This window comes from Streptomyces vastus (assembly GCF_039532825.1).
Lineage (GTDB): Bacteria > Actinomycetota > Actinomycetes > Streptomycetales > Streptomycetaceae > Streptomyces > Streptomyces vastus.
Map to the genome: position 1 here is coordinate 1 of NZ_BAAASJ010000112.1, position 25184 is coordinate 25184.

The 25184-nt window shown below is 68.5% G+C and carries 16 protein-coding genes; 12 read left to right on the forward strand and 4 right to left on the reverse strand.

Translation table 11 applies throughout. From position 1 onward, the window contains the following. Positions 1–150: 150 nt before the first annotated feature. Entirely contained in the window at positions 151–3054 is a 2904-nt protein-coding gene (locus ABD357_RS34395) for a glycoside hydrolase family 3 C-terminal domain-containing protein (RefSeq protein ID WP_425585132.1), read from the reverse strand. A gap of 306 nt (positions 3055–3360) precedes the next feature. On the opposite strand from ABD357_RS34395, the gene ABD357_RS34400 reads away from it, so the two are divergent. From ABD357_RS34400 to ABD357_RS34425, 6 genes are all read left to right on the forward strand, one after another. Further along, complete coding sequence (locus ABD357_RS34400; protein WP_344395151.1) at positions 3361–5037, forward strand: extracellular solute-binding protein; 1677 nt, start codon at positions 3361–3363, stop codon at positions 5035–5037. Between the two features lie 26 nt (positions 5038–5063). Then, entirely contained in the window at positions 5064–6125 is a 1062-nt protein-coding gene (locus tag ABD357_RS34405; RefSeq protein WP_344395152.1) for an ABC transporter permease, read from the forward strand. Continuing rightward, positions 6122–7075 carry a carbohydrate ABC transporter permease gene (locus ABD357_RS34410; RefSeq protein WP_344395153.1) on the forward strand — a complete coding sequence of 318 codons (954 nt, stop codon included), beginning with the start codon at positions 6122–6124 and terminating at the stop codon, positions 7073–7075. Before ABD357_RS34405 ends, ABD357_RS34410 begins: the two co-directional genes overlap by 4 nt. Before the next feature lie 188 nt (positions 7076–7263). Beyond that, positions 7264–9519, forward strand: coding sequence for a 1,4-beta-glucanase (locus ABD357_RS34415; RefSeq protein WP_344395154.1), 2256 nt, complete (start codon positions 7264–7266; stop codon positions 9517–9519). Then, positions 9519–11504: a beta-galactosidase gene (locus ABD357_RS34420; protein WP_344395155.1), complete on the forward strand. Its 1986-nt coding sequence runs from the start codon at positions 9519–9521 to the stop codon at positions 11502–11504. Before ABD357_RS34415 ends, ABD357_RS34420 begins: the two co-directional genes overlap by 1 nt. 128 nt (positions 11505–11632) lie before the next feature. Continuing rightward, positions 11633–12346 carry a glycoside hydrolase family 12 protein gene (locus tag ABD357_RS34425; RefSeq protein ID WP_344395156.1) on the forward strand — a complete coding sequence of 238 codons (714 nt, stop codon included), beginning with the start codon at positions 11633–11635 and terminating at the stop codon, positions 12344–12346. Between the two features lie 72 nt (positions 12347–12418). Here ABD357_RS34425 and ABD357_RS34430 read toward each other — a convergent pair whose 3' ends face one another. Together ABD357_RS34430 and ABD357_RS34435 are read right to left on the reverse strand one after the other, a co-directional pair. Continuing rightward, complete coding sequence (locus tag ABD357_RS34430; RefSeq protein WP_344395157.1) at positions 12419–14470, reverse strand: glycoside hydrolase family 31 protein; 2052 nt, start codon at positions 14468–14470, stop codon at positions 12419–12421. 78 nt (positions 14471–14548) lie between these two features. Continuing rightward, on the reverse strand, positions 14549–15562 hold the full coding sequence (locus tag ABD357_RS34435) for a LacI family DNA-binding transcriptional regulator (RefSeq protein WP_344395158.1): 1014 nt from the start codon (positions 15560–15562) through the stop codon (positions 14549–14551). Between the two features lie 580 nt (positions 15563–16142). Between ABD357_RS34435 and ABD357_RS34440 the strand changes: the two genes are divergently transcribed. The 3 genes from ABD357_RS34440 (at position 16143) to secA (ending at position 21366) form a co-directional block, all read left to right on the forward strand. Next, the gene (locus tag ABD357_RS34440) at positions 16143–16337 is read left to right on the forward strand and encodes a hypothetical protein (RefSeq protein WP_344395159.1); all 195 of its coding nucleotides are present in this window, start codon (positions 16143–16145) and stop codon (positions 16335–16337) included. A gap of 148 nt (positions 16338–16485) precedes the next feature. Further along, the gene (locus ABD357_RS34445) at positions 16486–18423 is read left to right on the forward strand and encodes an acyl-CoA dehydrogenase family protein (protein WP_344395160.1); all 1938 of its coding nucleotides are present in this window, start codon (positions 16486–16488) and stop codon (positions 18421–18423) included. Positions 18424–18579: 156 nt separating this feature from the next. Beyond that, positions 18580–21366 (forward strand): preprotein translocase subunit SecA, encoded by a 2787-nt coding sequence (gene secA / locus ABD357_RS34450; RefSeq protein WP_344395221.1) that lies wholly within the window; start codon positions 18580–18582, stop codon positions 21364–21366. A gap of 36 nt (positions 21367–21402) precedes the next feature. On the opposite strand, the gene ABD357_RS34455 is transcribed toward secA, so the two are convergent. Then, the gene (locus ABD357_RS34455) at positions 21403–21849 is read right to left on the reverse strand and encodes a lamin tail domain-containing protein (RefSeq protein WP_344395161.1); all 447 of its coding nucleotides are present in this window, start codon (positions 21847–21849) and stop codon (positions 21403–21405) included. A 169-nt stretch (positions 21850–22018) separates the two neighbouring features. Between ABD357_RS34455 and dxr the strand changes: the two genes are divergently transcribed. The 3 genes from dxr to ABD357_RS34470 all read left to right on the forward strand — a co-directional run. Further along, positions 22019–23341 carry a 1-deoxy-D-xylulose-5-phosphate reductoisomerase gene (gene dxr / locus ABD357_RS34460; protein ID WP_344395162.1) on the forward strand — a complete coding sequence of 441 codons (1323 nt, stop codon included), beginning with the start codon at positions 22019–22021 and terminating at the stop codon, positions 23339–23341. Then, a complete protein-coding gene (locus ABD357_RS34465; RefSeq protein ID WP_344395163.1) occupies positions 23338–24642 on the forward strand; it encodes a M50 family metallopeptidase in 1305 nt (434 codons plus the stop codon). Before dxr ends, ABD357_RS34465 begins: the two co-directional genes overlap by 4 nt. A gap of 166 nt (positions 24643–24808) precedes the next feature. Continuing rightward, positions 24809–25184, forward strand: a 376-nt coding sequence (locus tag ABD357_RS34470; RefSeq protein WP_344395164.1) for a flavodoxin-dependent (E)-4-hydroxy-3-methylbut-2-enyl-diphosphate synthase, incomplete at its 3' end; no start/stop codon positions are given.

Sequence of the window (25184 nt, forward strand, 5' to 3'; positions counted from 1 at the left end):
CAACCCCACGCACGAACTCGCACCAGCCCCCTGACAGCACTTCGCCCCGCCGCATAACGACGGGGCGAAGCAACCAGGCCCGAATTAACCAACAGCATCCGCTGCCTTCCGGTGCCGGGCCCCTTCTGTGTGTCGGCTTGGTCCGGACCCTCAACCGGAGAAGCCGACGCGCGCGAGCCGCACCCGGCCGCGCAGCTTGATGTGCAGGTCGTGGACCCCGGTGACGTGCGCCGTCGGGCCGGTCACGGTGGTGTAGTCGTACGGGCCTGTCGTCGCCGGGATGTCGATCCGCGCGAGCACCGGGCCGTCTGGGAGTGCGAGTTCGGCCGAGCCCTCGCCCGCCGCCTCAATGGAGGCCATGGTCGTACCTCCGGCGAAGTCGCAGGCCAGGAAGACCAGTTCGGCCTCACCATCGCCCGCCGGCGTTACCGCGTCGCCCGACACCTTCGTACGGTCGACGATCTCGGCATCCCGCTGATCGTCGAAGTCGGCCGCGTCCAGGCCGAGTTCGAGGGCGGGGCGGGGAGGTGTGGGAGTGCCGTCGAGATCGATGGTGCAGCGCAGGCGGATGTCCTCGCTGGCTGCGCCCACGAGAACCTCGTACGCTCCCGGCTCCAGCCGCCACCTGCCGTGTGCCACATCCCAGAACTCGAAGGTGTGCAGTGGGAGTTCGAAGGAGAGCTCGGCGGAGGCGCCGGGGGCCAGGTGGACTCGGCGGTGTGCCGCCAGTTCCCGGCGCGGGCGCGGGACCGAGGGGTGTACCGCGCGCGTGTAGAGCTGGACGACCTCGTCGGCGGCCACCCCGCTCGCGTTGGTGACCGTGACGGAGACCTTCAACCCGCCGTTGCCCGGCTCGACTTGAAGGCCGTCGTAGGTGAAGGACGCATACGACAGGCCGTGGCCGAACGGAAAGAGCGGGGTGCCCTCGAAGTACAGATACGTCTGGCGGCTGCCGATCACGTCGTAGTCGAGGAGATCGGGGAGGTCCGTGTCGGAGGCGTACCAGGTCTGCGGGAGGCGGCCGGCCGGGGAGACGTCGCCCGCCAGGACGCGGGCCAGGGCGGTGCCGGCCGCCTGGCCGCCGTGGGCCGTCCACAGCAGGGCCGGGATGTCCCCGGGATCCACCGCGTACGGGTAGGCGGAGACGAGAGCCAGCGCCGTGTTCGGGTTCGCGGCACGGGCTGCCCGCAGCAGGCGCTCCTGATGCTGGGGGAGGCGGAGTGTCGTGCGGTCCTCCGTCTCGCGGCCGTTGATGTGGGGGTCGTTGCCCGCGACCACGACCACCACGTCCGCGGTCGCGGCGGCCCGGGTCACCGCGACCTCGCCACGCTCCGTGACGATCAGCTCGAAGACCTCGGCGTTCCGCGGGTCCTCGGCGGCAACCTTTGCGCCGTCGGCGGTGACAGACACGTACCGACCCGTCCCTGCGTGCTTCAGGAGGTGCCCGTTCGCGTGGGAATCACTGGGTTCCAGGCGGAATGTCTCCTGGACGACCCAGCCGCCGGGCTGGTCCGCCGACGCGCGTACGCAGCCGTCGTCGGCGACGGAGAGGTAGCGGCCGTCGGGTGCGCGGAGGGTGAGGATGCCCTCGCCCCAGTCGATCAGCGCGAGGTCCGTACCGGTGACGTCGGTGGTCAGCGGGGGCAGGTCGGTTCGGCCCGCGACGAGGGCCGGGTCCAGGGCGCCCTCGGCGCCGCGGACTTCGTCGCTCGCGTCGTCGGCCGGGGGCACCCTCAGATACGTACCGGCCGAGGTCTTCAGGCGGACCCGGTCCACGCCCTCGGCGAAGTCGACGTGTTCGGCGCCGAAGCGCTCGTACAGGCCCTCCAGAGGTGTGGAGCGGTGGATGAGCGTGCCGCTGTACCAGTCGAGTTTGCACTCGTCGGCGAGGAGGCCGACCACGGCGATGCGGGTGCCTTCGGCGAGGGGCAGCAGGTCGTCGTTCTTGAGGAGCACGATCGCCTGTTCCGCGGCCTCCTGGGCGAGTGCGCGGTGGGCGGGAGTGTCGAAGTGCTTGGTGTCCGCGTACGGGTCCAGATGCGGGTCGAACTCGCCGAGCCGGAAGCGGACCGCGAGCTGGCGGCGGACCGCCGCGTCGATGTCCGCCTCGGTCAGCAGGCCCTGGTCCAGGGCACCCTGGACGCGTTCGACGATCTTCGAGCTGTCCGTGCCGTGGTCCGTGAAGCTGTCCACGCCGGCGCGCAGGGCCGCGGCCGTCGCCTCCTCGTGGGTGTCGAAGTAGTGCTCGGAGTCCACCAGGTTGGACGGCGCGCCCGCGTCCGAGCAGACCAGGAGTTCCTGGTCCGTCCAGGTGCGCAGATGCTCGCGCAGATACGGCGATACGTGGTTGGGGCGGCCGTTGACCAGGTTGTACGCGGGCATCACGCCGGCCACCGTGCCCGCCTCGACGCTCGCGCGGAAGGCGCGCAGGTCGTACTCGTGCAGGACGCGGGGGCGGACGGACGACGACGTGATGTCCCGCTTGGTCTCGTTGTTGTGCGCGAGCCAGTGCTTGAGGACGGGGGCGGTGCGCCAGTACGCCGGGTGGTCGCCGCGCAGGCCGCGGGTGTACGCCGTCGCGATCGCCGAGGTCAGTTTCGGATCCTCGGAGTAGCCCTCCTCGTTGCGGCCCCAGAGGGGGTGGCGCAGGAGGTTGACCGTGGGCGCCCAGACGTTGAGGCCGACGCGGTCGTCGCGGGCGCGCATCGCGCGGGTTTCGGTGGAGACGGCCTCGCCGACGCGGCGTACGAGCTCCTCGTTCCAGGTCGCGCCGAGGCCCACCGCCTGCGGGAACACCGTCGCCGGGCCCATCCAGGCCACGCCGTGCAGCGCCTCCTGGCCGGTGCGGAACGCGGCGACGCCGAGCCGCTCCACCGCGGGCGCGAACTGGTGCAGCAGCGCGATGCGTTCGGCCACGGTGAGCCGCGACAGGAGATCGTCGACGCGCTTCGCGAACGGCAGCTGCGAGTCGCGGAAAGGCGGCGTTTGTGCGGGCACGCTGGGATCCCTTTGTGGAGGAGCGATGAAGAGATTTCGAAGCGCTTCGATGCTCATTCGACCGGAGGGTGGGTGTCAAGACATCTCGAGGCAACATCTCCGTATCCTCTCCGGCGTTTCAAGGCCCAGACCAGACAGGTTCAGTCCTTTACACCTCGGAGGAATGTTGCGAACGACTCTTGTGCACCCTCGGGTGTTCACTTAACCTCGCAGCAACATCGAAGCGCTTCGACTATCGAACGGGCCGCACTGCAGGTCACATTCCTCCGAGGTCCGCTTCAGCTCAGCCAGTTCCACTCAAGACACCACAGCCGACGGCCCTACCGCCGGGTGTCCTGTTGTGCGCCATGAAGGGTTGACGCAATGACGCCGAACACCTCCGCCCCCAGCCGGAGAAGCTTCCTCGCCTCCACGGCGGTCGCCGCCGCCGCGGTGGCCGGAGGCATGCCGCTGCTGTCCGCCTGCGGCGGCTCGCAGGAGGGCCGCAAGGACGGCACCACGTCGGGGAAGGACGCCGCGAAGATCCTCCCGGCGTACGTGGCGTCGGATGTGGTGGCGCCCGACATCCCGGCGAAGAACGGCTCGGCGGCCGGTTTCACCAAGGCGATCCCCACGGCCGAACTGAAGACGTCGGTGGCCAAGAAGATGGGCAGCGGCGGCAAACTCACGATCTTGTCGCCCTTCTTCGGCACCCCGCCGAAGACCGGCAACCCGTACTACAAGGCCATGAACGAGGCCATCGGTGTCGAGGTCACATGGCAGAACCAGGACGGCGTCACCTACGACCAGAAGCTCGGCGCGGTCCTCGCCGGCAGCAACATCCCCGACGTGGTCACCGTGCCGGGCTGGAACCTGATGGGCCGGATACCCAGCGCCCTCAACGCCAAGTTCGCGGACCTCGGCCCGTACCTGTCCGGCGACAAGGTCAAGGACTACCCGAACCTCGCGGCCGTCCCCACCGAGGCCTGGCAGCGCGGCATCTTCGGCGGTCAGCTGCGGGCGATCCCGATGCCCGCCCCGAACGTCACCGACATCGCGCCCATGTACCGCGTGGACCTGTTCAAGGAGAAGGGCTACAGCGTCCCCACCAGCCCCGACGAGTTCCTGTCCTGGGCCAAGGAAGCGACCGACGCCAAGTCGAAGTTGTGGGCCTGCGACGACATGAAGTGGTCGGCGTTCCACATCTTCGGGTGCCTGTCGGGCAGCGACAAGGCGCTGTGGTGGAACATGGACGGCGGCAAGCTGATCAACCGCATCGAGACCGAGGAGTACCTCGAAGCCCTGGAGTGGACGCGCAAGCTCTACGCGGCGAAGGTGGTCCACCCGGAGGCGGTCCAGGGCAAGGCCACCGGCAGCTCGGGCAACCGCTTCACCGCCGGGCAGGTGCTGGTCTACAACAACAACATCTCCGACTGGTGGGGCAAGACCGCCGAACAGGCCACCCAGAACCCGGACTTCGAGATGGGCGCGTTCGACTTCTTCGGCCCGGACGGCGGCGACCCGACGCTGTGGGCGGGCCAGCCCGCCAATATCTTCACCTTCATCAGCAAGAAGGCGACCGAGGCGCAGATCAAGGACTTCCTGGCCCTCTGCAACTTCTGCGCGGCGCCCTACGGCACCAAGGAGTTCATGCTCACCGCCTACGGCGTCGAGGGCATCGACTACGAGATCAAGGACGGCCTGCCGGTCAAGACGACCCAGGGCGTCAACGAGGTCAACGGCGCCTACGACTACACCGGCAACCCCGCCCCGTACGTCGCCTACCCCGACTTCCCCGAGGTCACCAAGGGCATCGTCGAGTGGCAGCAGCGCATGGGCGCCTTCACCAAGAAGTCCTCCTTCTTCGGCCTGACCGTCACCGAGCCCAACCGCTGGGCCAACCTCGCCGACGACTTCGAGCAGCTCGAGGATGACGCGGTGCGCGGCCGCAAGAAGATCAGCGACGTGCAGCAGGCGGTCGCCGACTGGAAGAGCAAGGGCGGCGACGACCTGCGCGACTGGTACAAGAAGCTGCTCGACGACAACGGGTCGGCGAACTGACCCGGGGCTGAGGCGAGGAGAAGGCCGTGTCCCACAGCACGGTGCCCCGGTCCAGGGCCGAGGCGAAGACGCCCGCGGAGGATCCGGCGACGCCCGACGGCGCCGGGCGCCGCTTCCGGTCTCGGTCCCGGTCCCGGTCGCGGGATGAACAGCGCCGCGGGAAGCTGAGCCTCCGGCTCCGGTTCAAGCGCGACCGCACGCTGATCCTGATGACCTTGCCGGCGGTGCTGCTGCTCCTGGTCTTCAACTACGTACCGATCCTCGGCAACGTGGTCGCCTTCCAGGACTACGACCCGTACCTCAGCGAGAACGGCTTCGTCGCCATCTTCCAGAGCCCCTGGATCGGCTTCGAGCAGTTCGAGCGGATCTTCGCTGACTCGGCCTTCTGGCACGCGGTGCAGAACACGTTCGTGCTGTTCTTCCTACAACTGGTGCTGTTCTTCCCGATCCCGATCCTTCTCGCGCTGCTCATCAACAGCGTGGTCAGGCCCCGGGTCCGGGCGCTCGCCCAGGCGATCATGTACCTGCCGCACTTCTTCTCCTGGGTCCTCGTCGTCACCGTCTTCATGCAGATCTTCGGCGGCGCGGGCATCATCGCGCAGACCCTCCGCCGGCACGGCTACGAGGGCTTCGACCTGATGACCAACCCCGAGACCTTCAAGTACCTGGTCACACTCGAGATGGTCTGGAAGGACGCGGGCTGGGGCATCATCGTCTTCCTCGCCGCGCTGTCGTCCGTCTCCAACGACCTGTACGAGGCCGCCGCCATGGACGGCGCCGGACGCTGGCGGCGCATGTGGCACATCACGCTGCCCGCCCTGCGCCCGGTGATCGCTCTGCTTCTGGTGCTGCGCGTCGGCGACGCCCTCACCGTCGGCTTCGAGCAACTGCTGCTTCAACGGCAGGCGGTGGGCGTCGCCGCCTCCGATGTGCTGGACACCTATGTGTGGTGGAACGGCATCCGCAACCAGGACTTCAGCTATGCCGCCGCCGCAGGCCTCATCAAGGGCTTCGTCGGCCTGGCACTGGTGCTGACCGCCAACAAGGTCGCCCATCTCATGGGTGAGCAGGGGGTGTACAAGAAATGAGCGCTGTCCTCGACAAGCCGGCCGACGAGAGGCCGACGGCGAAGAAGCCCAGCCCCTGGGCGGCCCCTCCCCGCCCGGTCTGGGAGGAGGAGCCGGCCAAGGCCGGCCTTGCGGGCAAGGGTCTCGTCCTGAGCCTCGCCTGCCTGGCGATCCTGTTCCCGCTCTGGATCGTTATCGTCACCAGCCTCCAGTCGAAGAAGACCATCGACGAAGCCGGCGGTCTGGTGGTGATCCCCAAGGGCATCACCTTCGTCGCCTACCAGGAACTCCTCAGCGGCGGCCAGGTCCAGCGCGCCACACTGGTCAGCATCGGAGTGACCCTGGTCGGCACGCTGTTCAGCATGGCCGTGTCCGTGCTGTGCGCGTACGGTCTCTCGCGCAGCGGCTCGCTCGGTCATCGCTGGATCCTGATGACGCTGCTGGCGACCATGTTCTTCGGTGCGGGCCTGATCCCGACATACCTGCTGGTGCAGGGGCTCGGACTGACCGACACCTACCTGGCGCTGATCCTTCCCAGCGCTGTGAGCGTCTTCAACATCCTCGTCCTGCGGGCGTTCTTCATGGGTATCTCCCAGGAGCTGATCGACAGCGCCCGGATCGACGGGGCCGGAGACTGGCGCATCCTGTGGAAGATCGTGATGCCGCTGTCGCGGGCGGTCCTCGCGGTGATCGCTCTCTTCTACGCGGTGGGCTACTGGAGCGCCTGGTTCAACGCGTCGATCTATCTGACCGACCAGGACAAGATGCCGCTGCAGAACGTGATGATCCAGCTGGTGCAGAAGCAGGAACGGCCGGTCGGGCTCTCCGCTCAGGTCAACACCGGTGAGCTGTCCGCTCTTGCTCTTCAGATGGCCGTGATGGTGCTGGCGCTCATCCCGGTCGCCGTCCTTTCACCCTTTGTGCAGCGGCACTTCAAGAAGGGCATGCTGACCGGCGCCGTCAAAGGCTGACTCCGGTCAGCCCGCTCCGTTTGGGTCAGCTGAAAGCTGCGGGTTGTTCGTGACCGGTCGCGCAGTTCCCCGCGCCCCTAGAAGGCGCGCCCACCCCCCGCTCGTACCGGGGGGGGGCGCCGTCCGCCGCTGGTAACGAGGCAGCCGTCCCCCCCATTCCACCCCTCTCTTGCAGAACGAGGTATGTCATGCGCACGCCCCGCCTGAGCAGACGCGCCGTCCTTGCCGGGACTGCCTCCGCCGCCGCATTCTCCGCTGTCGGCAGCCTGGCGCACGCGGCCCCGGCCGACGCCGAACCGAACGCGACCCGCTACCGCTGGCGCAACGTCGTCATAGGCGGTACCGGCTTCATCACCGGCGTGCTGCTCCACCCCTCCGTGCGCGGGCTCGCCTACGCCCGTACCGACATCGGTGGCGCCTACCGCTGGGACGACCGGACCGCCCGCTGGACGCCGCTCACCGATCACCTCGGCTGGGACGACTGGAACCTCCTCGGTGTGGAGGCGATGGCGGTCGACCCTGCGCGCCCCAATCGGGTGTACCTCGCCCTCGGCACCTACGCCCAGCCCTGGGCCGGCAACGGCGCCGTCCTGCGCTCCGACGACCGCGGCGCCACATGGTTCCGCACCGACCTGACCGTGAAGCTCGGCGCCAACGAGGACGGCCGCGGCACGGGTGAACGTCTCCTCGTCGACCCGCGCGACAGCGACACCCTGTGGCTGGGCACCCGGCACGACGGGCTGCTCAAGTCGACTGACCGGGGAGCCACTTGGGCAGCCGTGACCGGCTTCCCGGCGAAGGCGAGCGCCTCCGGGCAGGGTGTGACCTTCCTCGTCGCTGCAGGGCGTACCGTCTACGCCGGCTGGGGCGACGGCGACGGCACGTCCGGCACGGCGAACCTGTACTGCACCGCCGACGGCACGACGTGGGAGGCCGTGCCCGGGCAACCCTCCGGCGCCTCCGCCAAGGTCCCGATCCGGGCCGCGTACGACAGACACACCCGCGAGCTGTACGTGACGTACGCCGACGCTCCCGGGCCCAACGGCCAGTCCGACGGCAGCGTGCACAAGCTGCGCACGGCGATCGGCAAGTGGAGCGAGGTGACCCCCGTGAAGCCGGGCGGCACCACCGATGGGGGCACCGCCCACACGTTTAGTAGTGGGGGAGGCTCGGCGGACAACTTCGGCTACGGCGGAGTCGCCGTCGACGCCCGGCGCGCGGGCACCGTCGTCGTGTCCACCAACAACCGCTGGGCGGCCATCGACACGCTGTTCCGGACCACCGACGGCGGCCGTACCTGGACGTCCCTCAAGGACGCTGCCATGTTCGACGTATCCGAGACTCCCTTCCTCAACTGGGGTGCTGACAAGCCGAAGTTCGGCTGGTGGATCCAGGCGCTCGCCCTGGACCCGTACGACTCGAAGCACATCGTGTACGGGACCGGGGCGACCCTCTACGGCACCCGCGACCTCAAGCGCTGGGCGCCGCAGATCCGCGGCCTCGAGGAGACGTCCGTGCGCCAGCTGATCTCGCCCCCGGTCGGGGAGGCGCATTTGCTGAGCGGGCTCGGGGACATCGGCGTGATGTACCACGAGCGGCTCACGGCGTCTCCGTCGCGCGGCATGGCGGCGAACCCCGTGTTCGGGTCGGCGACGGGACTCGCGCAGGCCGCGGCCAAGCCGTCGTACGTCGTCCGGGCGGGCTGGGGCGACAACGGCAACGGCGCGTACTCGAACGACGGCGGCCGGACCTGGGCGCCCTTCGAGGCCCAGCCGGACATCGCCAAGAGCGCACCGGGGCCGATCGCCACCAGCGCCGACGGCAGTACGCTGCTGTGGTCCTTCGTGCACTGGGACGGCACGAAGTACGCAGCCCACCGCTCCACCGACAACGGCGCGACCTGGTCCGAGGTCTCCTCCTTCCCGAAGGGCGCCACGCCGGTCGCCGACCCGGCCGACCCGACGCTCTTCTACGCATACGACACCGACACAGGAACGCTATACGCCAGCACTGACAGTGGCCGTTCCTTCACGGCCCGTGCAGATGAACTGCCCTCAGGCGACAGCCAGTTCAAGGTGGTGGCCGCCCCGGGGCGCTCCGGTGACCTGTGGCTTTCCGCCAAGGAGAACGGTCTCTTCCGGTCCTCCGACGGCGGCGCCGTCTTCTCGAAGGTCACCAGCTGCCGGTCCTCCCACTGCCTCGGCTTCGGCAAGGCCGCCGCCGGCGCCGACTACCCCGCGATCTACCAGGTCGGCGCGACCGGGACAGGGGCCGTCACCGGCGTCCTCCGCTCCGACGACAGGGCCAGGACCTGGGTCCGTATCAACGACGACGCCCACCAGTGGGGCTGGATCGGCGAGACGATCACCGGCGATCCGCGCGTCCACGGCCGCGTCTACCTCGCCACCAACGGACGCGGCATCCAGTACGGGGACCCGGCCTGATGCCCCCGCACAAGCGGCCCGGCCTCGCCGACGCCACTCGTGGCCGCATCCTCTTCGGCGGCGACTACAACCCCGAGCAGTGGCCCGAGGAGACCTGGCACGAGGACGTACGCCTCATGAAGGCGGCCGGGGTCAACTCCGTCACCCTCGGCGTCTTCTCCTGGGCGAAGCTCGAACCCCGGCCCGGGGCAAGGGAGTTCGGCTGGCTCGACCGGCTGATGGACCTCATGCACGACAACGGCATCGGCGTCGTCCTCGCCACGCCCACCTCTTCGCCCCCGCCCTGGATGGGCCGTCTGCACCCCGACACCCTGCCCCGCGACGAGGACGGCCGCACCGAATGGTGGGGCGGCCGCCAGCACTTCTCGCACTCCAGCGCCACCTACCGCCGCTACGCCGCCGCCATCACCGAGGACCTGGCCACCCGTTACGGCAGCCACCCCGCGCTCACGATGTGGCACATCAACAACGAGTACTGCACCTACGACTGGGGCGACGAGGCCGCCGCCACCTTCCGTCGCTGGCTCAAGGACAAGTACGGCACGCTCGACGCGCTCAACACCGCCTGGGGAACGGCCTTCTGGAGCCAGGGCTACGGCGACTGGGACGAGGTCCTTCCGCCCCGCCACGCCCACTACCTCAAGAACCCCACACAGGTACTGGACTTCAAGCGCTACACCTCCGACATGCTCCTGGAGTGCTACGTCGCCGAGCGCGACATCGTCCGCAGCCACACCCCGCACATCCCGGTGACCACCAACTTCATGCCGCTGTGGGTGGGACAGGACGCCTGGAGATGGGCCGAGGAGGAGGATCTCGTCTCCGTCGACATGTACCCGGACCCGCGCGACCCCTTCGGCGCCCAGAACGGCGCCCTCATCCAGGACCTGACGCGCTCCCAGGCCCGCGGCGGCCCGTGGATGCTCATGGAGCAGGCGGCCGGTCCCGTCAACTGGCGGGGCGTCAACCACCCCAAGCCACGCGGCCTCAACCGCCTCTGGTCCCTCCAGGCCGTCGCCCGCGGCGCCGACGCCGTCTGCTACTTCCAGTGGCGGCAGTCCCGGCAGGGCGCCGAGAAGTTCCACTCGGGGATGGTCAGCCACGCAGGCGAGGAAGGCCGTACGTATCAGGAGGTCAAGCGGCTCGGGGCCGAACTCGCCGCACTCGGCCACCAAGTGACTGACAGCCACATGGAGTCCGACGTTGCGATCCTGCACGAGTGGAACGCCTGGTGGGCGGGCGCGCAGGACGGCCGCCTGTCCTCCGAGATCCACTATCCGCAGGTCGTACGCGCCTGGCACCGCGCCCTGTGGGAGGCCCACCTCGCCACCGACTTCGCCCATCCCGAGCACGACCTGTCCCCGTACAAGCTGGTCGTCGTTCCGCAGTTGTACCTGCTCACGGACGCCGCGATCGACAATCTCCTGTCGTACGTACGAGCCGGGGGCACCCTCGTCTGCGGATTCCTGACCGGTGTCGCGGACGAGGACGACCGGGTGCGCCCCGGCGGCATGGACGCGCGGCTGCGGGAGCTCTTCGGGATCCGCACGCTGCACGAGTGGTGGCCGCTCGATGCGGAGGAGAGCGTCGAATGCGACGGCTTCCGCGGGACGTTGTGGTCCGAGGAACTCGAGGCGGCGAGTGACGTCGATCTTGTCGTCCCGTACAAGGGCGGTGAGTTGGACGGATTGCCCGCGCTGCTCCGCAAGGAGCGCGCCTGGTACCTCTCCACGCTGCCCGAACGGCCCGCGCTGCGCGACCTGTTGGCGGATGTGGCGGCCGGCACGGGGGTCCGGCCACCTCTTGACGGCCTCCCCCCGCAGGTGGAGGCCGTCCGCCGGGGCGAGCTGCTCTTCGTGTTCAACCACGGGCGCGAGACGGTCACCGTGGAGCTGCCGGGCACGTACCGGGATGTCCTCACCGGCGAACAAGCCACCGGCTGCGTGGAGTTGGCGCGCTACGGAGCGGCGGTGCTCGCGCCGTGAACACCCGATCCCAGGACTTCCTCCCGAGCGCGCGACCGTTCTCCCCACGCGCCGGAGAAGACCGCGTCCTCCTCCTGGAGCCGCGGTAGTTCCACAGCATCTCCCCCCACCCATGGAAAGGGACAGCCATGGCAACACGCACACGCAGGAGGGTCGCCAAGGCCCTCATCGCCCCCGCACTGGCACTCGGCGCCACCATCGGACTCGCCTCCGCGCCGGCCTCGGCCGCCGTATGGAACTCCTGCGACCAGTGGGGCAACACCAGCCTCAACGGCTACACGCTCTACAACAACATCTGGGGCTCCGGCGCCGGCAGCCAGTGCATCTGGGCCAACTCCGGCACCAACTGGGGTGCCTGGGCGAACCACCCCAACACCGGCGGCATCAAGTCCTACCCCAACTCCAAGAAGGTGATCAACAAGTCGATCACCTCGCTCGGTTCGCTCAGCAGCAGCTACAACGTCACGGTCCCGTCCTCGGGCGCGTACAACTCCTCGTACGACATCTGGGACACCGACTACGACTACGAGATCATGCTCTGGATGAACTACAACGGAGCCGTCGGCCCGATCGGCACCTCGCAGGGCAGCGTCACCCTCGGCGGCCACAGCTGGAACGTCTACAAGGGCAACAACGGCGCCAACGAGGTGTTCTCGTTCCTGCGCACCTCGGACTCGAACTCCGGCAACGTCAACATGCTCCCGATCCTCAAGTGGATCAAGGACACCAAGGGCTGGATGGGCAACGAAACCATCGGTGACGTCCAGTTCGGCTTCGAGATCACCTCGTCGTCCGGCGGCCTGGACTTCCGCACCAACAACCTGACCGTCAGCAGCAGTTGATCCAGGCACAAGTCCAGGCATGAAGAGTGCGGCCGGTCCTCCCCAGGTCCGGCCGCACTCCTGTGTACGCGGCTACTCCGCTACGGGCAGCCGCGCTCCGTCCCGCAGGAACAGCGGGATGCGGTCCAGCGGGGCGTCGACGGTCACGGCCGCGCCACCCTCGTACGTCTCGCCGGTCCACGCGTCCATCCAGCGCGCGCCCGCCGGGAGATAGGCCGTACGGGCCGTCGCACCCGCCGTCAGCACCGGCGCGACCAGCAGATCGGGGCCGAAGAGGTACGCGTCGTCCACCGACCAGGTCGCCTGGTCCTCCGGGAACTCGAGGAACAGCGGGCGCATCACCGGCAGACCCTCCTCGTGCGCGGCGCGCATGACGTCCAGGACGTACGGCTTCAGGCGTTCGCGCAGCCGCAGGTACTTCTCCATGATCGCGGCAGCCTTCTCGCCGTACGACCAGACCTCGTTCGGACCGCCCGTCATGGCCGGGCCGAGCGGCATGCCCGGGACGCGGAAGCCGTGCAGGCGCATCAGCGGGGACAGTGCGCCGAACTGGAACCAGCGGACCATGACTTCCTGGTACGCCGGGTCGTTCGGGTCACCGCCGTGGAAGCCGCCGATGTCGGTGTTCCACCAAGGGATGCCGGACAGCGCGGTGTTGAGGCCCGCCGCGATCTGGCGGCGCAGGGTCGCGAAGTCGGTGCCGATGTCGCCGGACCACAGGGCGGCGCCGTAGCGCTGACTGCCCGCCCACGCCGAGCGGTTGAGGGTGACGACCTCGCTCTCGCCGGCGGCCACCATGCCCTCGTAGAAGGCACGGGCGTTCTCGCGCGGGTAGAGATTTCCGACCTCCAGGCCGGGGCCCGCCCAATAGCGCAGGTTCTCCTGGAAGCCCGGCTTGATCTCCGGCTCGCAGGCGTCCAGCCAGAAGGACTGAATGCCGTACGGCGTGAGGTAGTTGTCGCGGACCTTCGACCACATGAACTCGCGTGCTTCGGGATTCGTGGCGTCGTAGAAGGCGACCTGGACCGTGGAGGCGACCTGCTTGTCGGGCCAGTCGGCGTGCGCCATCGGGCCGTACTGCGTGCCGATGAAGTAGCCGCGCTGCTCCATGAGGTCGTGGTTCTCGGAGAGCGGGGACACCGACGGCCACACCGACACGACCAGCTTGACGCCGAGCTCGTCCAGCTCCCGCACCATCGCCGCCGGATCCGGCCACTCCGCCGGGTCGAACTTCCACTCGCCCAGATGCGTCCAGTGGAAGAAATCGCAGACGATGACGTCCAGGGGCAGCCCGCGGCGCTTGTACTCCCTTGCCACGGTGAGGAGTTCGTCCTGCGTGCGGTAGCGCAGCTTGCACTGCCAGAAACCCGCGGCCCACTCGGGCAGCATCGGCGTACGGCCGGTCACCGCGCTGTAGCGGCGCTGGGCGTCCGCCGGGTGGCCCGCCGTGATCCAGTAGTCGATCTGCCGGGCCGAGTCCGCCACCCAGCGCGTGCCGTTGCCCGCCAGCTCCACGCGGCCGATCGCCGGGCTGTTCCACAGCAGGGTGTAACCGCGGCTGGAGGTGAGCACCGGGATGCTGACCTCGGCATTGCGCTGCACGAGGTCGAGGACGGCGCCCTTCTGGTCGAGCATCCCGTGCTGGTGCTGGCCGAGACCGAACAGCTTCTCGCCCTCGTACGCGGCGAAACGCTGCTCCAGGCGGTGGTAGCCGTTACCGACGGGGGTGTACAGGCGCGGACCCGGCCACCAGAAGTGGGCGCGCTCCTCGGTGAGGAGTTCCGAGCTGTCGTCGGTGCGGGTGAAGCGCAGGAGGCCCTCGGAGCCGACCTCGACCGTGAGCGCGCCGACGGTCAGCAGACCGCGCCCGTCCTCGATCTTGACGCTGGCCTCGGTGGCCGGCGCCTCGTCGAGCAGCGCACCCGGCAGGCCGTCGACGACCGGGCCGCCGAGCCGCGCCCGGACCCGTACCGCGTCCGGGCCCCAGGGCTCGACGCGCACGGTCTCCTGGCGGCCGCTCCACTCCAGGGCGCCGTCGGGCTCGCGGAACGTGCCGATGGTGGGGGAGGACTGGGCGAGGCTGACCGCCCCTTGCCGGGGCTGGTTCTCGGCAGGCTGATTCACTGAGGTGCTCCCTGCAGGAGTGAAGGCGGGGTGGGGGTGCCTTACGAGGGCCGGGGGCCGAGGCCGGGGGTTCGTCGCCTACGACTTGCCGGGCGCGGGCCCCGTGCTGGCCCGTGTCGTCAACTCCGGTGCGATCAGGACGACTTCATCGGTGCCGCCGCCGTCGAGCTTGGCGACCAGCAGTTCCACGGCGTTCCGTCCCATCTCCTGGGCGGGGATGGCGACGGAGGTGAGCCGCACCGAGGCCTGGGTGGCGACCTGATCCGGGCACACCGCGACCACCGACACGTCCTCGGGAACGGCCCGGCCCTGCTGGCGCAGCAGCCCGAGCAGCGGCTCCACCGCGGACTCGTTCTGCACGACGAACCCCGTGGTGTCCGGGCGCTCGTCGAAGATCCGGGCCAGGGTCACGGCCATCGCGTCGTAACCGCCCTCGCAGGGCCGGTGCAGCAGCCGCAGTCCCAGTTCGCGGCTGCGGGAACGCAGTCCGTCGAGGGTGCGCTCGGCGAAGCCAGTATGCCGCTCGTAGACCGCGGGTGCCTCACCGATGACAGCGATGTCGCGGTGCCCGAGCATGGCCAGATGCTCGACGCACAGTGCGCCCGTCGCACCGAAGTCGAGGTCGACGCAGGTCAGGCCACTGGTGTCGGCGGGCAGCCCGATGAGTACGGACGGCTGGTCTGTGCCGCGCAGCAACGGCAGCCGCTCGTCGTCGAGTTCGACGTCCATCAGGATCATCGCGTCGGCGAGCCCGCTGCCGGTGACCCGGCGCACGGCGTCGGGTCCCTCCTCGCCCGTGAGCAGCAGCACGTCGTATCCGTGCGTACGGGCGGTGGTCGCCACCGCGATGGCGATCTCCATCATCACGGGTACGTACATGTCCGTACGGAGCGGGACCATCAGCGCGATGATGTTGGAGCGGTTGCTCGCCAGTGCCCGGGCCCCGGCGTTGGGGTGGTAGCCGAGCTCCTGGATGCTCCGCTCGACCCGCTGCCGGGTGCCCACGGAGATGGACCGCTTGCCGCTGAGGACATAGCTCACCGTGCTGGCCGAGACTCCGGCGTGCTGGGCGACCTCGGCGAGGGTGACCATCCAGCTCTCCAAGGTGTGTGAAGCGCTTCGACAGCGCGGGTGTGCGGTTGCTTTCGAGCGGGGGTGGCTCGACAGTAGCTTGATGGACGGTGGGTGTCCATAGGTTGTCGAAGCGCTTCGACTCCGTCGGTTGAGCAGGGCGCCTACGGGGGTGGTTCGTTGGGGTTTGTGGGCGGGTGCGGGCTGTGGTGGGTCGCTCGCGCCCGCGCGGCGGAGCCGCAAATCCACACAGCCCCGCGCTCCTGGCGTAGCCCAGCGGCCCCTTAAAACTCTTGCGTGCCGCCCCAACGGGGGCTGCTCGGCCCAGCCTAAGGATTCCGCGGCAACCTTCAAGGTCTTCGGTGGCGACCAGGAGCCGTACGGACCGCCCCTGCACTGGGGGTGGACTGGGGGTGGAGGGTGGACAAGGCGTCCACCGAGCTGCCCATCAGGCAGCAAGAACACCGCCGACTGGCAGGACCAGCCCACCGACGAGATCATGGTGTGGCTCAACCGACAGGGCGGCGCCGGGCCCTCGGCTCCAGGTGGGCCGGGTCAGCCTCGGTGGCGCAATGTGGGACATCTGCGAGGGCGACATCGGGTGGAAGGTGCACTCCTTCGTCCGGGTCGCCGGCACAACCAAGGCCACCTCAATCTCGACGACTTCACCCAGGCACTCGTACGGCGCAAGCTGCTGAGCAACGACAAGTACGTCTCCGGCACCGAGGCCGGTACCGAGGTCTTCCGCGGCTCCGGCCGGCTGGACACCAGGGCGTTCTCGGTGGACATCGGCTGAAACCGGGGCTCGTACGGAAGGGCTCATCCGGCGGGGCGGTGCGCGAGGACTGGTGAGGTTGCCCGGGATCGGGTACATACGATCCAGTAGCACCGGCCAGTAACCAACTGTTCCGAAGATCCCGACTCGCGGCGAGGTGAAGCCCCTCATGTCCGCACCAACCAAGAAGCCCGCCGTCACCGAGCGCGAGGCGCGCCAGGTGGCGGAGGCCGCACGTGAGCAGGACTGGCGCAAGCCCAGCTTCGCCAAGGAGCTGTTCCTCGGCCGATTCCGGCTCGATCTGATCCATCCGCACCCGATGCCCGCCGACGAGGACGCGCAGCGCGGCGAGGAGTTCCTCGCCAAGCTGCGCGACTTCTGCGAGACGAAGATCGACGGGGCGCGTATCGAGCGCGACGCGCAGATCCCGGACGAGACGATCAACGGGCTCAAGGAGCTCGGCGCCCTCGGCATGAAGATCGACACCAAGTACGGCGGCCTCGGCCTCACCCAGGTGTACTACAACAAGGCGCTCGCTCTGGTGGGCTCCGCGAACCCGGCGGTCGGCGCGCTGCTCTCCGCGCATCAGTCGATCGGCGTACCGCAGCCGCTGAAGCTCTTCGGCACGCAGGAGCAGAAGGACACCTTCCTGCCGCGCTGCGCCCGCACCGACATCTCGGCCTTCCTGCTGACCGAGCCGGACGTGGGCTCCGACCCGGCACGGCTCGCCACCACGGCGGTCCCGGACGGCGACTCGTACATCCTCGACGGCGTGAAGCTCTGGACGACCAACGGCGTCGTCGCGGACCTCCTCGTCGTCATGGCGCGGGTGCCGAAGTCCGAGGGCCACAAGGGCGGCATCACCGCCTTCGTCGTGGAGTCCGCCTCGGAGGGCGTCACCGTCGAGAACCGCAACGCCTTCATGGGCCTGCGCGGCCTGGAGAACGGCGTCACGCGCTTCCACCAGGTCCGCGTCCCGGCCGCCAACCGCATCGGCCCGGAGGGTGCGGGCCTCAAGATCGCGTTGACGACGCTGAACACCGGGCGGCTGTCCCTGCCCGCCATGTGCGTGGGGGCGGGCAAGTGGTGTCTGAAGATCGCCCGCGAATGGTCCGCCGCACGTGAGCAGTGGGGCAAGCCGGTGGCCTTCCACGAGGCCGTGGGCTCCAAGATCTCCTTCATCGCGGCGACGACGTTCGCCATGGAGGCCGTCCTCGACCTGTGCTCGCAGATGGCCGACGAGGAGCGCAACGACATCCGTATCGAGGCGGCCCTGGCGAAGCTGTACGGCTCCGAGATGGCCTGGCTGATGGCGGACGATCTGGTCCAGATCCGCGGCGGACGCGGCTTCGAGACCGCCGAGTCCCTCGCGGCCCGCGGCGAACGGGCCGTTCCGGCCGAGCAGATCCTGCGCGACCTGCGCATCAACCGCATCTTCGAGGGCTCGACCGAGATCATGCACCTGCTGATCGCACGCGAGGCCGTCGACGCCCATCTGAAGGTCGCGGGCGACCTCATCGACCCGGAGAAGACTCTCCAGGACAAGGCGAAGGCGGGCGCGAACGCCGGTGTGTTCTACGCCAAGTGGTTGCCCAAGCTCGTGGCGGGGCCCGGCCAACTTCCGCGCTCCTACGCGGACTTCCACCCGGCGGGACACGTCGACCTGTCCGGCCACCTCCGTTACGTGGAGCGGTCGGCGCGCAAGCTCGCCCGGTCCACCTTCTACGCCATGTCGCGCTGGCAGGGCCGGATGGAGACCAAGCAGGGCTTCCTCGGCCGGATCGTCGACATCGGCGCCGAACTGTTCGCAATGAGCGCGGCCTGCGTGCGCGCCGAACTCCTGCGCTCCACCGGGGACCACGGCCGCGAGGCCTACCAGCTCGCCGACGCCTTCTGCCGCCAGGCCCGCATCCGCGTCGAGGAACTCTTCGACCGGCTGTGGACCAACACCGACGACCTCGACCGCAAGGTGGTCAAGGGCGTCCTCGGCGGTACGTATACCTGGCTGGAGGAGGGCGTCATCGACCCCTCCGGTGACGGCGCCTGGATCGCGGACGCGACGCCCGGGCCGGCGAAACGGGACAACGTCCACCGCCCCATTCGCTGACCTTTTCCCCAGGAATGCACTGTCGTCCCCGTGGTCATTCTGTTGCTTGCCGCACAGAAGGCGAGCGACACAGAATCGACCTCGGGGACGTCAAAGCCCCCCAAGGGCCGAGGGGGAATTGCAGTGGCCACTCTCGAGCGGATCACCGGCCGGATCATGCGGGCCGGCGAGGGACGCATGCTGCGCAGGCTGCAGCGTATCGCCGAACAGGTCAATTCCCTGGAAGAGGAATTCGAGGGGATGACCGACGACGAACTACGGGATCTCACCCCCGAGTTCAAAAAGCGTCACGCCGACGGTGAAAGCCTCGACGATCTGCTGCCCGAAGCCTTCGCCGCGATGCGCGAGGCCTCCCGCCGCACCCTCGGAATGCGCCATTTCGACGTACAGATCATGGGCGGCGCGGCACTCCACTTCGGCAATATCGCCGAAATGCACACCGGCGAGGGCAAGACCCTCGTCGCGACGCTGCCCGTGTATCTGAACGCCCTGACCGGCAAGGGCGTCCACCTCGTCACGGTGAACGACTACCTCGCCCAGCGCGACGCCGAATGGATGGGCCGCGCATACCGCTTCCTGGGCCTTACCGTCGGCGTCATCAAGTCGCAGTCGACACCGGCCGAGCGGCGCGAGCAGTACGCCTGCGACATCACCTACGGCACCAACACCGAGTTCGGCTTCGACTACCTGCGCGACAACATGGCCTGGTCGCAGAACGAACTCGTGCAGCGCGGCCACCACTTCGCGATCGTCGACGAGGCCGACTCGATCCTCATCGACGAGGCCCGTACGCCGCTGATCATCTCCGGGCCCGCCGATCAGCCGACGCACTGGTACGAGGCGTTCGCCAAGATGGTCACGCGGATGAAGGGCGTCTCCATTCAGGAGGAGCACTTCACCTCGCCGATGGACAAGGAACGCCTCGCCGGGCTGCGGGCCACGCACGACTACGAGTACGACCCGAAGAAACGCACGGTGGCGATCCTGGACAGCGGGGTCGAGTACCTCCAGGACCAGCTCGGCATCGACAGCCTCTACGAGTCCGACCACACGCAGCTCATCGGCCACCTGAACAACGCCCTCAAGGCCAAGGAGCACTTCAAGAAGGACAAGGACTACGTCGTCATCGACGGCGAGGTCCTCATCGTCGACGAGCACACCGGCCGCATCCTGGCGGGCCGCCGCTACAACGAGGGCCTGCACCAGGCGATCGAGGCCAAGGAGGGTGTGACCGTCAAGGACGAGAACCAGACCCTCGCGACGATCACCCTGCAGAACTTCTTCCGGCTGTACGAGAAGCTCGCCGGGATGACCGGCACGGCGATGACCGAGGCCGCCGAGTTCCACCAGATCTACAAGTTGCACGTGGTGCCGATCCCCACGAACCGGCCGATGATCCGCGCGGACGACGCCGACCAGATCTACCGCACCGAGGACGCGAAATTCGGGGCGATCGTCGACGACATCGCCGAGCGGCACGCGAAGGGCCAGCCGATCCTGGTGGGCACCACCTCCGTCGAGAAGTCGGAGCTGCTGTCCGTGCAGCTCAAGAGGCGGGGCATCCGGCACGAGGTGCTCAACGCCAAGAACCACCAGCGCGAGGCACAGATCGTCGCGCAGGCCGGCCGCAAGGGCGCGGTCACCGTGGCCACGAACATGGCGGGCCGCGGCACCGACATCATGCTCGGCGGCAACCCCGAGGCGATGGCGCGCGCGGAACTGGCCCGGCGGGGGCTCACTCCGGAGGGCGACCAGGAGGAGTACCGCGCCGCGCTCGACCGGATGACGGCGTCCGTCGCAGCCGAGCACGACGAGGTGATCGACCTCGGCGGGCTCTATGTGCTCGGCACCGAACGCCACGAATCCCGGCGTATCGACAACCAACTGCGTGGACGGGCCGGCCGGCAGGGCGACCCCGGCGCCTCCCGCTTCTACCTCGCCCTGGAAGACGACCTGATGCGGCTGTTCCGGGCCCAGGTCGTCGACCGCGTGATGGCCATGGCGAACGTCCCCGACGACGTCCCCATCGAGAACAAGATGGTCACGCGTGCCATCGCCTCCGCCCAGTCCCAGCTCGAGCAGCAGCACTTCGAGTCCCGCAAGGACGTCCTGAAGTTCGACGAGGTGCTCAACCGGCAGCGCACGCTGATCTACGAGGAACGCCGCCGGGTCCTCGCGGGCGAGGACCTGCGCGAGCAGATCATCCACTTCATGGACGACACCATCCGCGCGTACATCACGGAGGAGACCGCCGAGGGCTTCCCCGAGGAGTGGAACCTGGAGCGGCTGTGGGCTGCCTTCAAGCAGCTCTACCCGATCAAGGTCACCATCGAGGACGTGGAGGACGAGGCCGGCGGGCGCGCGAACCTCACCGCCGACGACCTGATCGAGACGATCACGGAGGACATCCACGCCCGCTACGAGGAGCGCGAGGCCGAACTCGGCTCCGAGGCCCTCCGGGACCTGGAACGCCTCGTCGTCCTCTCGGTCCTCGACCGCAAGTGGCGCGAGCACCTCTACGAGATGGACTACCTCCGCGACGGCATCGGCCTGCGCTGGACGCTGGGCCGCGAGCCGATCATCGAGTACGAGCGCGAGGGCTACGACATGTACGGCGCGATGACGGAGGCCATCAAGGAGGAGTCCGTCGGCTACGTCTTCAACCTCGACGCCTCGGGCAAGGCCCGCGACGGTCAGGAGACCCTGGAACCCGGACGGCGGGACGAAGGTCTCCACTTCAGCGCACCCACGCTGGACACGGCGGAAGGTGTGGTCGAGGGGGACTTCAGCCGCTCCGATGCGGTGCCGAGCCGCTCGGCCTCGACCTCGCGGTCGACCGAAACGGTCACCGGCACGAAGCCGGCCCCGGCCCGGCGGCCCGCCAGGAAGTCGGCCAAGTCCACCAAGTCCAACAGGGCGAAGAACCGCCGCCGGCGCAAGTAACGGCTCACGCCGACGGCAGCGGCGGTCCCGCGCGGTTCAGCAGTACCGGTAGTCGCCGCTCGATCCCCAGGTGCAGTCGTCGGCCTTGGCCCCGCTGGGCTTGTAGAGATAGGCGGTGTCGCCGGTGTTGTTCCAGACGTACCAGGAGCGGCCCCAGTACTTGTCGTACGCGGTGTTGGTGCCCTTGCCCGTGTGCACCTTCTTGGTCTTGCCCGGGCCGATCGTCACGTTGCCGAAGGTGTACGTGTAGCCCGTCTTGTCCTTGATCTTCCAGTTCCTCAGGGCGACGGTCGACGACGTCGAGTTCTTGATCCGCACCCACTCGGCGTTCAGGCTCGTGTTCGAGCCGCTGTCCGAACCCGGGCTGTCGTAATAGACCTGGTAGATGTAGACGCGTCCGGCGGCCTGAGCCGGGGTGCTGAGGAACGTGCCGGTCAGAGCCACGGCTCCGACGAGCGCGGGCAGGGCAGCGCGTATCCGCATGGAGATCCCCCTGGGTGTCGTCCGATGTTCAGGGGAGAAGGAGTATCACGCTTCCTTCACGTGAGCTTCACAAACGGCGATATGGCTTTGTCGAGTGACACATGGCGGTATGGGCCCGCGAAGGGGACGCCCTGTCCTGTCGGTGACTCGATGCGGCCACAATGGAGGAATGAGCGACAGTCCAGCGCCCCTCGCCGATCCGCATCTTGTCTTCGATCCCGTGGCCGCAGACGGGCCCCGGGACGTGGTGATTCTTGGATCCACCGGGTCGATCGGTACGCAGGCCATCGACCTTGTGGAGCGCAATCCCGAGAGGTTCCGGGTGCGCGGGCTCTCCGCGGCCGGCGGGAGGGTGGCGCCGCTGGCGGAGCAGGCGTGGCGGCTCCGCGTGCGTACCGTCGCGGTCGCCCGGGAGGCCGTCGTACCGGCGCTGCGTCAGGCCCTGCGCGAGCGGTACCGGAGTGGGGAGCCGCTGCCCGAGATCCTCGCCGGAGCGGACGCGGCCACGCAGCTCGCCGCCTCCGAGTGTCACACCGTGCTGAACGGCATCACCGGGTCGATCGGGCTCGCGCCCACCCTCGCCGCGCTCGAAGCGGGCCGCACCCTCGCCCTCGCCAACAAGGAGTCGCTCATCGTCGGCGGTCCGCTGGTCAAGGCGCTCGCCAAGCCGGGTCAGATCATCCCGGTCGACTCCGAGCACGCGGCCCTGTTCCAGGCGCTCGCCTCGGGCACCAGAGCGGACGTACGCAAGCTCGTCGTCACCGCCTCCGGGGGCCCTTTCCGGGGACGTACGAAGGAGGAAATCGCGCACGTCACCCCGGCCGATGCCCTCGCGCACCCCACCTGGGCCATGGGCCCGGTCATCACCATCAACTCCGCGACCCTCGTCAACAAGGGGCTCGAAGTCATCGAGGCGCATCTCCTCTACGACATTCCCTTCGAGCGGATTGAGGTGGTCGTGCACCCCCAGTCGTATGTCCACTCGATGGTGGAGTTCACGGACGGATCGACGATCGCCCAGGCGACGCCCCCTGACATGCGCGGGCCGATCGCCATCGGGCTCGGCTGGCCCGAGCGCGTCCCCGACGCCGCGCCCGCCTTCGACTGGTCGAAGGCTTCTAGTTGGGAGTTCTTCCCGCTCGACAACGACGCGTTTCCGTCGGTGGGGCTCGCCCGTCACGTCGGGGAACTCGCGGGCACGGCCCCGGCCGTGTTCAATGCGGCGAACGAGGAGTGCGTGGACGCGTTCCTGAACGGCGCCCTGCCCTTCAACGGGATCATGGACACCGTGACCAAGGTGGTCCAGGAGCACGGCTCACCCCGTACGGGAAGTACGGGAACCTCACTCACCGTCGCGGACGTCCTCGAAGCGGAGACCTGGGCACGCGCCCGGGCCCGTGAACTGACGAAGACGCAGACCAAGACGCAGCCCAAGGCGCAGCCCATGGCGCGACAGACAGCGCAGACAACCACGGCGGAGGCCGGTGCATGACGACCCTGATGATGATCCTCGGCATAGTCGTCTTCGCGATCGGCCTGCTCTTCTCGATCGCCTGGCATGAGCTGGGACATCTCTCGACGGCCAAGCTCTTCGGCATCCGTGTACCGCAGTACATGGTCGGTTTCGGTCCGACCATGTGGTCGCGGAAGAAGGGTGAGACCGAGTACGGCGTCAAGGCGATCCCGTTGGGCGGCTACATCCGCATGATCGGCATGTTCCCGCCCGGCCCGGACGGCAGGCTCGAGGCCCGCTCCACCTCTCCGTGGCGCGGCATGATCGAGGACGCCCGCGCGCAGTCCTTCGAGGAGCTGCAGCCCGGCGACGAGAACCGCCTCTTCTACACGCGCAAGCCCTGGAAGCGCGTGATCGTGATGTTCGCCGGCCCCTTCATGAACCTGATCCTGGCCGTCGTGATCTTCCTCGGCGTGATGATGACCTTCGGCGTCCAGACCCAGACCACCACGGTCGGCAAGGTCTCCGACTGCGTCATCCAGCAGAGCGAGAACCGCACCAGGTGCGAGAAGGGCGACCAGGCCGCTCCCGCGAAGGCCGCCGGCCTCAAGCTGGGCGACAAGATCGTCGCGTTCAACGGCGAACCCGTGAAGGAATGGTCCACGCTCCAGAACGACATCCGCGCCAATCCCGGCAAGGACGTCACGCTCACCGTGGAGCGCGGGGGCGAGCGGCTCGATCTGAACACGCACCTGATCAGGAACCAGGTCAGCAAGTCGGACGGCAACGGCGGCTATGTCGAGGGCGAGTACGTGTACGCCGGCTTCCTCGGCTTCACGCCCGCCTCGGGCATCGTCCAGCAGTCCTTCGGCCAGTCCGTGGACCGCATGGGCGACATGATGGAGAACGGCGTCGAGGCGCTGATCGCCCTCCCGTCCAAGATTCCCGCTCTGTGGGACGCGGCGTTCGGCGACGGCCCGCGCGAGGACGACTCCCCGATGGGCGTGGTCGGCGCGGCCCGCGTCGGCGGTGAGGTCCTCACGCTGGACATTCCGCCGGAGAACCAGATCGCGATGATGCTGTTCCTCGTCGCGGGCTTCAACCTCTCCCTCTTCCTGTTCAACATGCTCCCGCTGCTGCCGCTCGACGGCGGACACATCGCGGGCGCCCTGTGGGAGTCGCTGCGACGGAACGTGGCGAAGGTGTTCAGGAGGCCCGACCCGGGACCGTTCGATGTGGCGAAGCTGATGCCGGTGGCCTATGTGGTGGCGGGGATCTTCATCTGCTTCACCTTGCTGGTCCTGGTGGCAGACGTCGTTAACCCGGTACGTATCTCCTAGTAAGGCAGAGTTTGCGGCGACCGGGCATGCTTTGAGCCCGGTCGCCCTTACTTGTGGTGGCCTGTGCGGGGGATGTGCTCCCGTGTTCGGGGGTGCCGTAATCTCGTTGGCTGGAGCCCGTCAGCTTTCGGGACCGACCGATCCTTACCTTGGGGTTGCACAGCAGATGACTGCGATTTCTCTCGGCATGCCGTCCGTTCCGACCAAGCTCGCCGAGCGCCGGAAGAGCCGGCAGATCCAGGTCGGGACCGTGGCCGTGGGCGGAGACGCACCCGTCTCGGTGCAGTCGATGACGACGACGCGTACGTCGGACATCGGTGCCACGTTGCAGCAGATCGCCGAGCTGACGGCGTCGGGCTGCCAGATCGTGCGGGTGGCCTGTCCGACGCAGGACGACGCGGACGCGCTGGCCACCATCGCGCGCAAGTCGCAGATCCCGGTGATCGCGGACATCCATTTCCAGCCGAAGTACGTGTTCGCCGCGATCGAGGCGGGCTGTGCGGCGGTGCGGGTGAATCCCGGCAACATCAAGCAGTTCGACG